Below are 13,945 nucleotides of genomic sequence, written 5' to 3'. Positions count from 1 at the left end.
TACAGGTTGTTATGTGGTGGCTTTACTTTATAAAAGTTCAAATTATTATTTTCTATATTTTAGGTAAGCAATACTGTTCTAGATTTATTTTATATGTTAGCTTCTATCTTTATGTTATATTTTGTTAAAAGTCCAACCACAGTATCTAAGGTAAATTTTGCTCCATTAATTTTGTTGTTTTCAGGGTCAATTGTAAAGTTAATGGAACTTCTAAAATCAGTATTTTGTAAGTTAGTGTTTTTAAATATTGCATTTTGTAAATCACAATTGTCAAAAATAGACGAACTTAAATCACTTTCTGTAAAATCGACTTCCCGAAGTTTAGTTTTTTTAAATGAAATTTTTGAAAGCTTTCGTTTAAAAAATGACGAATGATTTAATTGACAGCTGTCTACTGTTATTAAAAAGCCAAAGTCGTTACATTTATCGAACTGTAAGCCTAACATTTTACAATCTTTAAAAAGTACATTTTGGAATCCTGATTGTAGTATATAAGCAGAACTTAAATTGCAGTCATAAAATTCGCAGTCTATAAACCTAATTTTCGATAAATCAGAATTAGAGAAATTACAATTTAAAAAGGTGCATAATTCATATTCTCCTTTTTCGAGTGCTTTATGCGAAAAGTTTTTTTTTGTATATGTTTTTTCTTCTATAAAGGGGGGATTCATTTAATCTAGGTGTTACCTTTTGTTAAATTATAAGTTTAATTTTATAAATTTTAATGTCGAATTTTTATGCGTTTTTTATAAGTTAAACTTCTCCAAGCCCATTCAAATGGTCCAAATCGATAGTGTTTTAACCAAATATTACTTAGAAATATTTGAATAGCGACAATAATTAATGCAATAAAGAACGTTGGAATTAACCCTATTTTTCCAAATAGACTAAACCCGAAATTATAAAAAATGACAACCATTAAAACCGTTTGTATAAGATAATTACTCAAAGCTGTTCTTCCTACGGGTATCAAGTATTTAAATACTTTTTTACCAATAACCGTTTGGGCAATTTTTATTATTGCCATGATATAAGATATACTAATGAGCAGTTGACCAATTAATGATAAGAATTTATAACGAATATTTTGAAGTGTAGGCAGCTCATATGGGTTGCCTCCTAATAGCTTCGCAGCAACAGTAATTATTATGCCAGCAATTAAAATGGTTAGTATTAATTTTGTAGATTTTGGTGTTTTTTTAAAGAATTCTATAGAGGCTAGGTAGTAACCTAAAAGAAAAATACCAAGGAATTTAAAATAGCCACCAGTTGGTATATAGCTTATTTGCTTCCATATAAAATTATGAATATTTAACTTGAATATTTCTATAACAGATCCCTCTCTAAAAGTATTAATAACATCTGCATTTAACATATCTGGATAGTAAATGCGAGACATTGGTGCTTTATCTGTGTTTACAGGGGTGTTAGCTTGCAGGGCTTCAGTAAATGGTAAAAGCGCAAAATCGAATAAAAATGGTAAAAAGAGAAAGAAGAGCGACCATCGAAGTAGTTTTTTGGGTTTTACATTTCGAAATAAAATAAGAATAAAACCAAAAATAGAATATGTAAGTAATATGTCGCCATACCAAAATAAAGTATGTAAAATACCTATAATTAATAAAATAAATAACCTTCTGCGATACGTTTTTAAAAAATTTGAAGCACTATCTCTGTTTTTGTTAAATTGTATATAAAAACCAACAGCAAATAAAATTGAAAATATAGTGTAAAATTTACCAGTTACAGTAATACCTAAAAAATAATATAAATTATTATCTAACTCAAAATTCGATATCTGCTTTAGCTCTTCAAAAGGCATGAATACATAACCGCTAAAAAAACTCATATTCATAAAAATAATTCCGAGTAGAGCAAATCCGCGAAGAATATCTATAATTTCTATTCTTTTATTGGGGTCAATAGGCTTACTAATTTTCATAAGAATATTTTTTATCAAATTGTATTTTTTATTTGAGTTAAATTAAAAATAACAATCTAGTATGTAAGTGTTTGCGCAACTAATTTAGCAAATAAAAACCGAATAGAAAATCTGCGAGGATTTTCGTAAGTAGGCGAGAACAAGCCATTAATTATACATGGTGTTAGGCATTTCGTTATTTATTTCCAGATTTGCCACCATTTTTTTGAATCAGTCTTTTGCTCGTTCGTTATACTCTGTGAATTTACTTTAACTTCTGCGGTTAAAGGTTTTTCAATTTGTGCTTTTTTAAATACATATCTAACAGCTTTTTCATCTGACTCAATATCCCAAAATCTCTTTCCAATAACTTTTTCAATTTGATTCCAAATAATTTCAGATGTGTCTTCAGACTTTTCTTCCACCTCAAGCTTTTCTCCTTCATCAGTCATTCGCTCATCATTTATTTCCATTATTGACCTTTTTTCAACTCCATTTTCACAATAATTTATATTGAATGCCATTGACGTTTCGGAAAGAGCAAATGTTAGGGTATTGTCATTTTTAAGAGGGAAAGATTCTGTACACATATCCATTCCAATGAACATTAAAGTTCCTTTATCGGTAAAATAGACATTACAAATACTATCTTCCGTCCAATTTGAAGAAGCGGTTTCAAAGTCAATTTCTGATTGCTTTTCAAGATTCCAGCCTAATTCCTTTTGTAGTAGGTCAAATTCTTTTTCGTAATTTTTGTTTATTGCTAAACCTGAAATATTAAATCCCATATTTTTTTCTCTTTAGTATTGTTTTTTTAATGAATGCTAACGGTTTAGTATAAGCGGTCGTTTTAATGCTACTTATACATTGTTCGGTAAAGTTATTTTATATTCAAGTTTTGGTTCGGAAGAAATTTGATATTGTGTGTCAATAATTAATGAATCCTTTAGATTTTTAGGGATCTCTTGAATAAAAAGTGGTGTAGTCAAACCACTTTCATTAATAACAATTTTCTCGTTTTTAAATACTTGTATTTCAGTAATAATTACAAGTTGATTAAATCCTTTCAACTTTTTACTTTCAATTACAGTTTTCTTTTTTGGAAATGAATTTTTTATAATTGATTGCTTTTCTGATTGCTTTTGAGGAAACATAGATTCTTTACTTACTTCAAATACTTTCTCTACTTTATTAAAATGTTTTATTTGAAGTTCTTCTGATGGGATACCTGCTTTTTTAAGGCCAAGATGTAGCTCGATTTTCTCGGGTATAAATATTGTATCCAACTTTACTTGTCTCATTAAATTTAAAAAGATTGGAACCTGTTGTTCCTTTGCCAATGCATTTTGCATTGTTTCACTTATAATAATATCAGGTTCATTTTTAGAATCTATTTTAAATTTAGTAGCATCATTATTTACTAGGTCTATATCAAACTCTTTTAATCCTAATTTAGAAATTACATTTTGTAATATTTGAAAGGTAAATGGATTTACTTCCAATAAGGTGTATTTAATATCTTCTTTTTGGTATCTAAAAATAATCGGAAGAATAAGTGTCGCAAAAGGTCCTGTTCCTGCATACAGAATATGAATTGGTTTTTTCTTTCTTTTATCTTTAATGGCTTTATCTATTCCTCGGATAAATTGTCGGGTTCTCAACAAATCATCAAGGCATAGAGCAGCCCAAAACGTACCAAGAGCTTTTCCATTTCCGTGTTCAATATCCTTTCTCCCCTCTTCGATATCCAAATCTTGTCCACAAATCACATTCAAAATGGATTTAAATTCTTTGGAAGCATTTGACAGCTTTTGGAAGTCAAGTTTGTCTTCAAAATATTCTGATGTAATTCTAATTATTTCTTTTCGGATGTCCATTATTAATTAATAATCGATATTTTTTTAATTGCAGGTAACGTTTATGTATAAGATTAGTGGCGCGTGTTTAAGCACCTAATTTAGCAAATAAGCACCAGATAGAAAATCCGCGAGGGTTTTCGTAAGTAGGCGAGAACTAGCCATTAATTATACACGTTGCTACCTGCTGGTTTTCTTTCAGTTTACCACTATAACTTCCACATTGTAATTGTGTTCTCCTTTTGTCCGTTCACCATTTAAATCATTAAAATTCGATATGTCTCTTGTCTTTTTAAATGGGTCATATACAAAGCAAAATAACTTTTCAAGCCAAATACATTTGTGATATGATTCAAAATCTACTTTTAGTTGTTCAATAAAATGTGTTTCGTTAGAATCCTTTTCTTTTATCATTTTAACTTCAATTAGAATTTTTTCTTCTCTTAGTATTAAATCTATTTTTGTAGACTTACCGCCAACTTTAGGGATTGGATCTTCGTCCCTCATATTTGGAAAAAATGACTTAACTATTACATATAGTATATCTTGTACATCATATTCATCTTTTATTTCAAATTCGGGATGACCTTTTCGTCTATCTTTGATGATTTTTTGTACTGCATTTGGAAAGTTATAAAATATATCTCGTAAAACTTCCTCTGAACTCTTAGAGATAAACATAACTTCTAAAAGTTGATTTTCTATATCTTCTAGTAAAAGTAAAGCGTGTATATCAAGGTCAGTATTAATAATTGACGTTAAAGCATTATTTATATTTTTTTCTGAAACATCATTAATTCCAAACAATTTATTTACTAAAACAGAAAATGGGTTTGTTAAATCAATATTTAGATTTTCAATTAATAAGTTTTTTAAAGAAGGCTCAATTTTACTAAGAAAAAATTGCTCTTTTATATCTCCTCTTTTGAACCTTTCAATTAGTTTATCTTCTAATTGGTCTTTTGCTCCTAAATATAATCCTGCAAATTTAAATATGTTTGAAGAAGCATCAATACCTTTGATTGATGGTTTAGAGATAATTGAAATTATTTTCTCATAAGAATCAGATTTATTTAAGTATCCATCTAATGCTATAAATTCTTCAGGCGAAAGTTCAAAATTGATGTTTTCTATTTCAGTAGATTGTATTGAAGATGAAGCATATAAATATGCTACAGTTTCAATATTATTATATTGAGAAATTTGTGTTTTATTATTCTTTATTATTTCTCTTAAATAAACCATAATTTATCTTCTACGAATTTTAATCTATCATAATCCCAATTATCAACTTTTTTAAGTTCTTCTGTCATTTTAGCCATTAATGATGGATACATTATTGTTACTGTTCTCTTAGATGGCATATAACTTCTATGTGATAAATGGGAGAACCAATAGACTTGCTTTGCTATATAGAACATACTTGTAAAAGTTGATCGTTTGTCAATATCTATTTTTAATGGAAGATCACTATTTTTTACGAAATGTAAAATTGCTGAGTGCTTGCTAAGTTGAATGTAAGAACCTGCCATAATATCGTTTCTTCCATCATTGTAGTATAGTCGAAAATTATGACCATAGGCTAAGTGTACTAAAGCAAATTCAAAATTGTAATCAGAAAGACGTTCTTTAAGATTGTTAATTGCTTTAATTTCATACTTTTCACTTGCAGATTTGAATAAATGGAAAATTAACCTAAATGTTCCTGAGCTTTTCATTTCTTCTACTAGCGGTTTTAAAGTTTCAAATAATTGATTCTCTAAGTTTTCTGCATAGTTCTCAAATGAAGATAAAGGAGAACAGTTACCTGTCATATACCTGCCATCATTATGAAAAATTTGAGCAATACCTAAAACGAATTGTCCATCTTTTGAAATAGTTGAACCAATTCCAATAACTAACTCATCCTTTAGTTTATCTTCTTTTTCTATAGTCCACGCTGTTCCTCCTAATTTGGCGTATGAGTTCAGAGCGATATTAGTCATTGTAAATGCACCTAGATTTTGTCTGATTGTTTCTATTTGTACATCTTGTGTTGGAATACCATTACCTATTAACTTCGCTTTACATTTATAATATGGAGAAAGGTTATTTGGTAATTTTTCTTGAAGTTGGTTTACAATCACATAAACTAAATCACATTCAAGTAACTCTTTGTCATAAATAGCGTGTTCATATGATTTTAAGTCTGAATCAGTAGTTTTTAGAAAATAAAAACTTAAGTTATTGAAATGAAATACTTCTTTAAGTTTTAATTCTATTTTTTTTGCAAAAACTTCTGTTTCTCCTTGATATTCAGATGGGCAAATTATTCCTAGTTTGATATTCTTATTTTGGTATTGCTCTAAAGAATAAGGCATATAAGTTTTGACCATTTGGTCATAATATCTTAGACCTTGAGTGTTTTTTCGATTACTATAAAAATACCTTTGTGGTTTATGTATAATTTCTGATTTAATGATGTCATTTTCAAATGGAAGATACCTTTTAGATATTGATGATATATTCAATCCAAATGGAAGTTCTAATTTATTCTTACTCTTCTCTAGCCAATTGTAAAAATTATTTATAATTTGAAAAGAAGTAGAATTTTGATTCTCTCTAGTTCTAGTAGTTTCATAATTTTCCGTAGCACCTCTCGATTCTAAAAATCGGTTGATTGATTGTCTATTAGCAAAAATTATATCTTCTTTTCCTTTTAAACCACTAGTATCAATTCCATTTTTTTCAAATTCTTGTTTAGACCAAGTAAATCTATTTTTTAATGAACTAGATAAAGTGAAACCTAATAGTAGCTTTTCTTCTTTATAGCAAAAGTATGGTGAAAAATGCACGACACGATTAATCTCTAATCCTTTAATTGAGTTTTGAAGTACATCTTTTGAAGAAATTATTTCCCAAGTATTTGAGTATTTATTTTTGAAAATTCTATAGGAATCAGTTTCTTTCAATAAATCAATAACTCCATTTTCAATAATACGAGATAGTATTTTCGGGTTATCATCTAAATTGATTTTAAAATCAGGTAATTGTTTGAACTCACTTTTGAACTCATTGACACTCCAAACAAGTATTTTGTCATTTTCTCTATAAAAAGTACATTTTTCGTTAGAATCTCTTAAACTTATAAAATCTTCTTTGCTTTGATAGTCAGAGTAATTGAGCGCTTTTGTAGAGACTTCTTTTAAGTCAATTTCTACTTGATAAAAGTTTAAAAAAAGTCCACTCATTTATTTTTTAGTTCTAATTGTTAATTTTTAGTTCAACTTGCAGGTAACGGACTTGTGTATTAAACGTAGCGTGCAAAAAGACACTAACCTTTCGGATAAACACAGAGCCGAATTTTTATATTTTGTTTTTAATTTTTCTCTTTTTAAAAGCCAAATTAAAAATTTGGCGGTCTTTCTAAGTATACACAAACCTTTCGGTTTAGTGCTTATTAGCTATGTTTTATACACCATGTTAGGCATTGTTATTTTTCCGCATTGTACTTTAATATTTCCTCTTTCAGTCCGAGGTCATATTCGTAAGTTTCCAAAGTTATTGGATTTATGTCCAATCTATGAAAATTCGGTAAATGCCCTTTGTCACAAAATAGTTTTACAGTTTCCATAATCTCTTTTGGGTCAGATTTTACTCCGAATACTACTTTTTTTATTTCATTAATATTAAGAACAACATCGATATTTTTTCCATCATTTACTTCATTGAATTTTTTAGAGTCAAAACCTTCTTTATGAATTACTAAACGAACCTCTTGTTCATATTCCCAAACATCAGATTTGTAAGTCGCTAGGTAAAGTGGTAAATCCTCACTTTCCATATTTCTAGAATCTCTTTCGTTTCTTAATGAATTGCAATAAGTGATTTCAATTGGTACTGGGTCTCCTCCAGAATAATTCTCTTGAGTTAGTTCAGGAAATTCAATTTCAAAACACGCACCTTTATGAGAATTTCCATAGTGTGACCACATTAATTTAGATGTTTTGTCAATATAAGATTTCGAAAAGCAGGTAATGTAAATTTTACTACTGAGTCTAATAAACGCTTCATTTGCAAGAGCTTTCACAACATCAGTATTCGATTTGTCTTCTTTTACAATTTTAGACCATTCTGTAGGTACTAAATATGGATTAGCTTCATATGGGTCGTTAAATTGGTCTCCTCTTGTGAATCTTAATTTTTCGTGTTCAATTATTAAATTCAATGTTTCAATTGAACAAAATTTATATGCTGAACCTTTAAAAAATGGAATGTTCATTGGTTGGTTTTAATAATGCCTAACAATAGTATTACCACAACAGTAATACATACTAAAGTTTTAATCTGTACGAAAATACTATAATTAACAGAGAAAGCAAGATTTTACCTATTTTAATTATGGAGGTTAATAATAGCTATAAAAAAAGTTATTCAATTTTCCTGCCATCTAAATATCTTACACGTTTATAGGCGTATTCTTTAAAAAAACCTAATTTATCTATTCTAATAATAGACCAAGTAGTATCTATTCTAGAGTTGTTGTTATTTGGGTTAAAATCGTCATCGTAATACGATATAGTCATCATATCCATAATATCGTTGCTAATCCATTTTCCGTATTTATCGCCTAACCATCCGCTTTCGTCTCCTGTAAAAGCTATAGCGCCCATGTTAATAATTTTTAACGATTTTTTTTCTGTGGTAACCGCATAAAGTGTTTTACAACAGGTACCATTTTCGTAAGTAAAAGTAAACAAGTTGTAAGCGGGAAATTCTTTATATGCTTTAAAACAAAAGGCATCAAAATTATTAGGGTCTAAGTATTCTTGGTCTCCTATAACTGTTTTCTGGCTACTTAAAAATTTAGAAATAAAAGCCTTGGGTATTCTGTTTTTTAATTTGCAAACTTTGGTATAAACATCAACATGGTTTTCTATTTTACTTGTTTTAGATTTTACATAGTTAAAATCGAATTTAGATAAATACCGAGTAGAATCTATAACAAACGTAACATTTGGTTTTGCTAACCTATTGTAATTTTTAGCATGTATTAAATACCAAAATATAGGAAGAGCAATTAGTATAAAAAAGCTGTGTTTTTTTATCAAAAAAGTAAAGTTTTATCTTAAAGCAAAGGTAAATTATTTTATGGTTAAAAAAAGAAAACCAAGCTATGCGTCGTGTTTATTTGTTTTATATATGGTCTTATTAAGTGGTGTATTAAGTCTATACTAAGTGTAAAGCACGCTATTTTAATGGCTAGACTGTAAATTGCAATTATAGTATTTAAAAAGTACTAAGCAATATAAAAAGAGTAGGCCATAAATGGTGTTAACTAAAACATATGAAGTCTTATGTTTTGTTTATTAAATAGAAATTTGAAAAATAAACAAGCCCGAAAAAAGCAGAATTAATAAACCTAACTAAAAGTTTTATAGCAATAAAAACCTATGAGTTTAAAAAAAGTAAGTAACCGTATTAAAACGCCAAAAGTATTAAAGGGCTTATTGCTTATAACTTTGTTTGTAAACGAGTTATTAATAGCACAACCTAAACAACCAAACATATTGTTTGCCATTGCAGACGATATGTCTCATGCAAGTGCTTATGGATACAAGTTTTTAAAAACACCACATTTTGATAAAATATCTAAAGAAGGTTTGTTGTTTAATAATATGTTTACGCCTAGCAGTAAATGTTCGCCATCTAGAGCGGTATTGGTAACAGGACGAAACCCTTGGCAAATAGAAAATGCAGCAAATTTAACACCAATTTGGCCAGATAAATTTAAAAGTTTTATAGAGGTTTTAGGCGAAAACGGATATAAAACAGGTTATACAGGCAAAGGTTGGGGACCAGGTATGTTTAAAAAAGGTAAGAAAAGAGCACTTACAGGAAAAGAATACAACGCTATTAAAAATAAAAATGTGCCCGCTTCAGGTATTAATAAAATAGATTATGCAGCAAATTTTAAAACCTTTTTAGATGAAAAACCTAATGAGACTCCTTTTTTCTTTTGGTATGGCTGTAAAGAACCTCACCGAAGTTATCAATTTAAATCTGGAGTTAAAAATGGTAAAAAACTATCGGATATTGATTTTTTACCAACCTTTTGGGGTAATTCTGAAGCTGTAAAACACGATATTCTTGATTACGCAGTAGAGGTAGAGCATTTTGACAATCATTTAGGAAAAATATTAGACTATTTAAAAAGTAAAGGCGAACTAGATAATACTCTAATTATTGTTACGTCAGATAATGGCATGCCTTTTCCTAGGTATAAAGGGCATCCTTTCGATTTTGCTACACGAGTACCTTTTGCTGTAAAATGGCCAAAACACATTGTAAAACCGGGTCGTGTTGTAAATAATTTTGCAAGTTTTACAGATATAGCACCAACCATTTTAGATATTGCAAATGTTAAGGAAAAGGGAAGTGGTATGGTAAAAATAGAAGGCAAAAGTTTAGTCGATATTTTTAATAATAAATCAAGTAAAAACAGAGACCATGTAATTACAGGGCGAGAAAGAAACGACCCTAGCAGACCAAATGGTTGGGGATATCCGGTGCGTAGTATACATAATCAAGATTTTGTTTATTCTTATAACTTTCATCCAGAGCGTTGGCCATGTGGCAATCCAGAAGCCGATTATAGAGATACAGATAAGAGCCCAACAAAGAAGTATACCAAAACATTACCACATTCTAGTTTGCCTTTTAAATTGTGTTACGGTAAAAGGGCTCAAGAAGAGTTATACGATTTAAAGAAAGACCCAGAATGCTTAAATAATTTGGCATTTAACACAAAGTATAAAACATTAAAAACGAAGTTGCATAACGAGCTTTTTGACGAATTAAAAAGACAAGAAGACCCAAGAATGTTTGGTAATGGAGATGTTTTTGAAAGTTACGAAGGCGAAGCTAGAACTAAAAAATATTTACTTTTAGTAGAGTGGTTTAAAACAGGGAAAAAACCAAATAATATAAAAAACCAATAGTGTAATATGTATAAACACAGTTTGCAATTGTTAATGTCTATAATTCTTTTTTTTGTGATTCCCATTGGTTTTGCTCAAACTAAAGAAAACCTGCCTAATATTGTTTTAATAATGGGAGACAACATTGGTTGCTCTAACATTGGAGCCTATGGAGGCGAAATAGAAACGCCAAATACAATTAAGCCAAATACAATAACTAGCCAACCAGCACATGTAGTAGGCTCAAGCAAACCCACAGAAAGTCGAAGAGTTAATTATTATACCAAACCTCCTCTGGGAGCAAAATCAAAAAAAATAATATAATTATGAGAAAATTATTAAGTATTGTTTCCTTTTTTGTGTTGTTATCGAGTGTTTTTAAAATCGAAGCCCAACAAAAAAATATTATTATCATTTTTACAGACGATCAGGGTTATGAAGATTTAAGTTGTTTCGGGTCCAATAAATTAAAGACGCCAAACATAGATAAAATGGCAGAAGAGGGTATAAAACTAACAAGCTTTTATGTGGCTTCTTCGGTGTGTTCGCCATCTCGAGCAGCTTTACTAACAGGCAGATTGCCTAAACGTGTAGGTGTGCCTGGTGTATTGTTTCCCAGAAAAAATGAAAAAGGACTCCCAACAGACGAAATAACAATAGCAGAATTGTTAAAAGAGAAAAACTATGCAACCGCTCTGGTTGGTAAATGGCATTTAGGTCACGATAAACAATACTTACCGCTTAATCAGGGATTCGACTCTTATTTTGGTATACCGTATAGTAACAATATGTCTATTGCATCTGGTATAGATATTTCTCCAAATATTGTTTTAAATGATGGTTATACGCTAGCTAAAATGCACGAAGATCTTAATATATTAGAAACAAAATCGGCTAAAGAAGCAAGAGATAGGTTAAAGAATAAACCACCATTAATGCGCGGAAACGAGATTGTAGAATACCCTACAAATCAAGGTACATTAACAGAACGATACACTAAAGAAGCGGTGTCGTTTATAGAAAAAAATAAGAAAAAACCATTTTTCTTATACTTTGCACATGCTTTTCCGCATGTACCTATTTATGCAGGCGAGAAATTTAAAGGTTCTAGTGGTACTTCCCCTTTTTATGATGCTGTTCAAGAAATAGATTGGAGTGTGGGTGAGGTTATGAAGGCTTTAAAAGATAACGGATTAGATAAAAATACTTTAGTTGTTTTTACGTCTGATAATGGACCGAACAGTCATGGATCTGCTAAACCATTAAAAGGACGTAAATTTGATACTTACGAAGGCGGACAACGTGTTCCAGCTATTATTTGGGCACCAAACGATATACCGTCTGGACAAGTAAGCGACGAGATTGTATCGGCCTTAGATATATTTCCAACCATAGCAAGTTACGCCAATATTGCTATGCCAAAAGATAGAGTGTTTGATGGTCATAATGTTTCTGATTTTTTAAAAGGAAAAACAAAAAAATCGCCAAGAAAAGAAATGTATTTTTATGGTTCAAATTCAACTAAAATTGATGGTGTTCGTATACAAGACTGGAAGTATTTAATTAATGGATACAGAAAAGCATCTTGGCGAAAAGCAAACTTAGAAGAAGATAAAATCAAATTGTTTAATTTAAAAGAAGATATATCAGAGTCTAAAAACGTTATAGATGATAATCCTAATAAAGCCAAAGCGCTTTTAAATCGTATGATGAGTTTTGATGCAGATTTAGAAAAAGATATTGCTAAGCATTAAAAATGTAAAAACAACCCAATTTATGATCAATAAAGTTAACTTTTTTAAGTTTTTAGTGTGCTTTTTCATGTTTCAAATTTATGCACAAAGAAAACCAAATGTTATTTTAATAATGGCAGACGATGTAAGTTGGAATTGTTTTGGAACTTACGGAGCTCAAGATTATAATACACCAAATATTGATGCTTTAGCTTTAAAAGGTATTAAATTTAATCACTGCTATTCTACACCAATTTGTACACCTTCACGTGTAAAAATAATGACAGGTCAGTATAATTTTAGAAACTATACGCATTTTGGTTATTTAAACCCTAAAGATAAAACCTTTGGTAATTTAATGCAGGAAGCAGGCTATAAAACTGCTATTGCTGGTAAATGGCAGTTAAACGGGCTTTATCACAAAGCAGAAGGACATTTAGATAAAGATAGGCCTCAAAAGGCAGGGTTCGATCAGTCGTGTTTATGGCAGGTTACTACAAGAAAAACAGGGGTAAATGGAGGAGAGCGTTTTTGGAGTCCGCCATTGCTTCAAAATGGAAAATTTTTAACTATAGAGGATAATAAAGATAAATACGGACCCGATATTATGTCCGATTTTGTTTGTGATTTTATAGAAAAAAATAAAAATGAGCCTTTTTTCGTCTATTACCCTACCGTCTTGGTGCATAGCCCTTTTGTGCCAACACCAGATACAATAGGTAACCAGCCCAAAGATCAGGCAGCTAATAAAACTCCAAAAGATAAAATCTTGAAAAAAGCCAATTATGTGGCTATGGTAAATTATTTAGATAAATTAGTAGGTAAAATTGTAAAAAAAGTAGAAGCTATTGGCCAGTTAGATAATACTATAATTATGTTTACTTCAGATAACGGAACAGCTTCAATTACATCTAAATGGAAAGGGCAAAATGTTAGTGGGGCTAAAGGAAGAACGGTAGATATGGGAACACATGTACCATTGGTTGCCTATTGGAAAGGGCATACGCCTAATGGAGGTGTAAGTGACGATTTAGTAGATTTTACAGATTTTTATACCACAATTGCTGATGCTGCTAATATTAAGCCTAAAGCAAACGATCCTATTGATGGACGTAGTTTTTTAGCACAACTTAAAGGGGAAACTAGCATGCCAAGAGATTGGGTGTTTTGGCAATATCAGCCTTATTGGGGTAAATTTAAAGGTACTCAGTTTGTTCGAAACCAATCGTATAAACTTTATGAAGACGGAAGTTTATACGATGTTCCTAACGATTTGCACGAGAAAAATAACCTTATACTAGATACAGGTAATTTAGTAGCTCAAAAAGCAAAAAAGAACCTTCAAAAAGTACTTGATAAAGCTCCGCCAGCTCCTATAATAAATGGAGGGAGAAAAATTCAAGATCAAGATAGGGTTACATATCCAGATTGGACAAATATTGTTAATCCAGACGATTAGTTTTTCTATAAATAACA

The 13,945-nt window shown here is 30.1% G+C and carries 12 protein-coding genes; 4 read left to right on the top strand and 8 right to left on the bottom strand.

What is annotated here, in order from left to right; all coding sequences use genetic code 11:
- Nucleotides 1-89 precede the first annotated feature (89 nt).
- From ABD715_RS13245 to ABD715_RS13210, 8 genes are all read right to left on the bottom strand, one after another.
- Nucleotides 90-671, bottom strand: a complete 582-nt coding sequence (locus tag ABD715_RS13245; RefSeq protein ID WP_344788751.1) for a pentapeptide repeat-containing protein — start codon at nucleotides 669-671, stop codon at nucleotides 90-92.
- Between the two features lie 50 nt (nucleotides 672-721).
- Nucleotides 722-1,942 carry a DUF418 domain-containing protein gene (locus ABD715_RS13240; protein ID WP_344788750.1) on the bottom strand — a complete coding sequence of 407 codons (1,221 nt, stop codon included), beginning with the start codon at nucleotides 1,940-1,942 and terminating at the stop codon, nucleotides 722-724.
- Nucleotides 1,943-2,121: 179 nt separating this feature from the next.
- The gene (locus ABD715_RS13235) at nucleotides 2,122-2,709 is read right to left on the bottom strand and encodes a hypothetical protein (RefSeq protein ID WP_344788749.1); all 588 of its coding nucleotides are present in this window, start codon (nucleotides 2,707-2,709) and stop codon (nucleotides 2,122-2,124) included.
- A gap of 72 nt (nucleotides 2,710-2,781) precedes the next feature.
- Nucleotides 2,782-3,798, bottom strand: a complete 1,017-nt coding sequence (locus ABD715_RS13230; protein ID WP_344788747.1) for an SAM-dependent methyltransferase — start codon at nucleotides 3,796-3,798, stop codon at nucleotides 2,782-2,784.
- Nucleotides 3,799-3,975: 177 nt separating this feature from the next.
- A complete protein-coding gene (locus ABD715_RS13225) occupies nucleotides 3,976-5,022 on the bottom strand; it encodes a PD-(D/E)XK nuclease domain-containing protein (RefSeq protein WP_344788745.1) in 1,047 nt (348 codons plus the stop codon).
- Complete coding sequence (locus ABD715_RS13220; protein WP_344788744.1) at nucleotides 5,010-7,007, bottom strand: Piwi domain-containing protein; 1,998 nt, start codon at nucleotides 7,005-7,007, stop codon at nucleotides 5,010-5,012. Before ABD715_RS13220 ends, ABD715_RS13225 begins: the two co-directional genes overlap by 13 nt.
- Nucleotides 7,008-7,249: 242 nt before the next feature.
- Complete coding sequence (locus ABD715_RS13215) at nucleotides 7,250-8,038, bottom strand: DUF2971 domain-containing protein (RefSeq protein WP_344788743.1); 789 nt, start codon at nucleotides 8,036-8,038, stop codon at nucleotides 7,250-7,252.
- Between the two features lie 148 nt (nucleotides 8,039-8,186).
- Entirely contained in the window at nucleotides 8,187-8,867 is a 681-nt protein-coding gene (locus ABD715_RS13210; protein ID WP_344788742.1) for a hypothetical protein, read from the bottom strand.
- 342 nt (nucleotides 8,868-9,209) lie between these two features.
- Here ABD715_RS13210 and ABD715_RS13205 point away from each other — a divergent pair, with 342 nt between their 5' ends.
- The 4 genes from ABD715_RS13205 to ABD715_RS13190 are packed head-to-tail and all read left to right on the top strand — an operon-like array spanning nucleotide 9,210 to nucleotide 13,928.
- Entirely contained in the window at nucleotides 9,210-10,757 is a 1,548-nt protein-coding gene (locus ABD715_RS13205; RefSeq protein WP_344788741.1) for a sulfatase family protein, read from the top strand.
- 54 nt (nucleotides 10,758-10,811) lie between these two features.
- Nucleotides 10,812-11,060, top strand: coding sequence for a hypothetical protein (locus tag ABD715_RS13200; protein ID WP_344788740.1), 249 nt, complete (start codon nucleotides 10,812-10,814; stop codon nucleotides 11,058-11,060).
- 2 nt (nucleotides 11,061-11,062) lie between these two features.
- On the top strand, nucleotides 11,063-12,490 hold the full coding sequence (locus ABD715_RS13195) for a sulfatase family protein (protein WP_344788739.1): 1,428 nt from the start codon (nucleotides 11,063-11,065) through the stop codon (nucleotides 12,488-12,490).
- 22 nt (nucleotides 12,491-12,512) lie between these two features.
- Entirely contained in the window at nucleotides 12,513-13,928 is a 1,416-nt protein-coding gene (locus tag ABD715_RS13190; protein WP_344788738.1) for a sulfatase family protein, read from the top strand.
- Nucleotides 13,929-13,945 lie beyond the last annotated feature (17 nt).

The organism is Postechiella marina (assembly GCF_039538365.1).
GTDB classification, from domain to species: Bacteria; Bacteroidota; Bacteroidia; order Flavobacteriales; family Flavobacteriaceae; genus Postechiella; species Postechiella marina.
This window is presented reverse-complemented; position numbering and strand designations above follow the sequence as displayed.

What these genes read in the sequence shown, in the direction of transcription:
- ABD715_RS13245 (WP_344788751.1), bottom strand. Translation starts at nt 671, where the DNA reads ATGAATCCCCCCTTTATAGAAGAAAAAACATATACAAAAAAAAACTTT.
- ABD715_RS13230 (WP_344788747.1), bottom strand. Translation starts at nt 3,798, where the DNA reads ATGGACATCCGAAAAGAAATAATTAGAATTACATCAGAATATTTTGAA.
- ABD715_RS13235 (WP_344788749.1), bottom strand. Translation starts at nt 2,709, where the DNA reads ATGGGATTTAATATTTCAGGTTTAGCAATAAACAAAAATTACGAAAAA.
- ABD715_RS13215 (WP_344788743.1), bottom strand. Translation starts at nt 8,038, where the DNA reads ATGAACATTCCATTTTTTAAAGGTTCAGCATATAAATTTTGTTCAATT.
- ABD715_RS13220 (WP_344788744.1), bottom strand. Translation starts at nt 7,007, where the DNA reads ATGAGTGGACTTTTTTTAAACTTTTATCAAGTAGAAATTGACTTAAAA.
- ABD715_RS13190 (WP_344788738.1), top strand. Translation starts at nt 12,513, where the DNA reads ATGATCAATAAAGTTAACTTTTTTAAGTTTTTAGTGTGCTTTTTCATG.
- ABD715_RS13195 (WP_344788739.1), top strand. Translation starts at nt 11,063, where the DNA reads ATGAGAAAATTATTAAGTATTGTTTCCTTTTTTGTGTTGTTATCGAGT.
- ABD715_RS13240 (WP_344788750.1), bottom strand. Translation starts at nt 1,942, where the DNA reads ATGAAAATTAGTAAGCCTATTGACCCCAATAAAAGAATAGAAATTATA.
- ABD715_RS13205 (WP_344788741.1), top strand. Translation starts at nt 9,210, where the DNA reads ATGAGTTTAAAAAAAGTAAGTAACCGTATTAAAACGCCAAAAGTATTA.
- ABD715_RS13225 (WP_344788745.1), bottom strand. Translation starts at nt 5,022, where the DNA reads ATGGTTTATTTAAGAGAAATAATAAAGAATAATAAAACACAAATTTCT.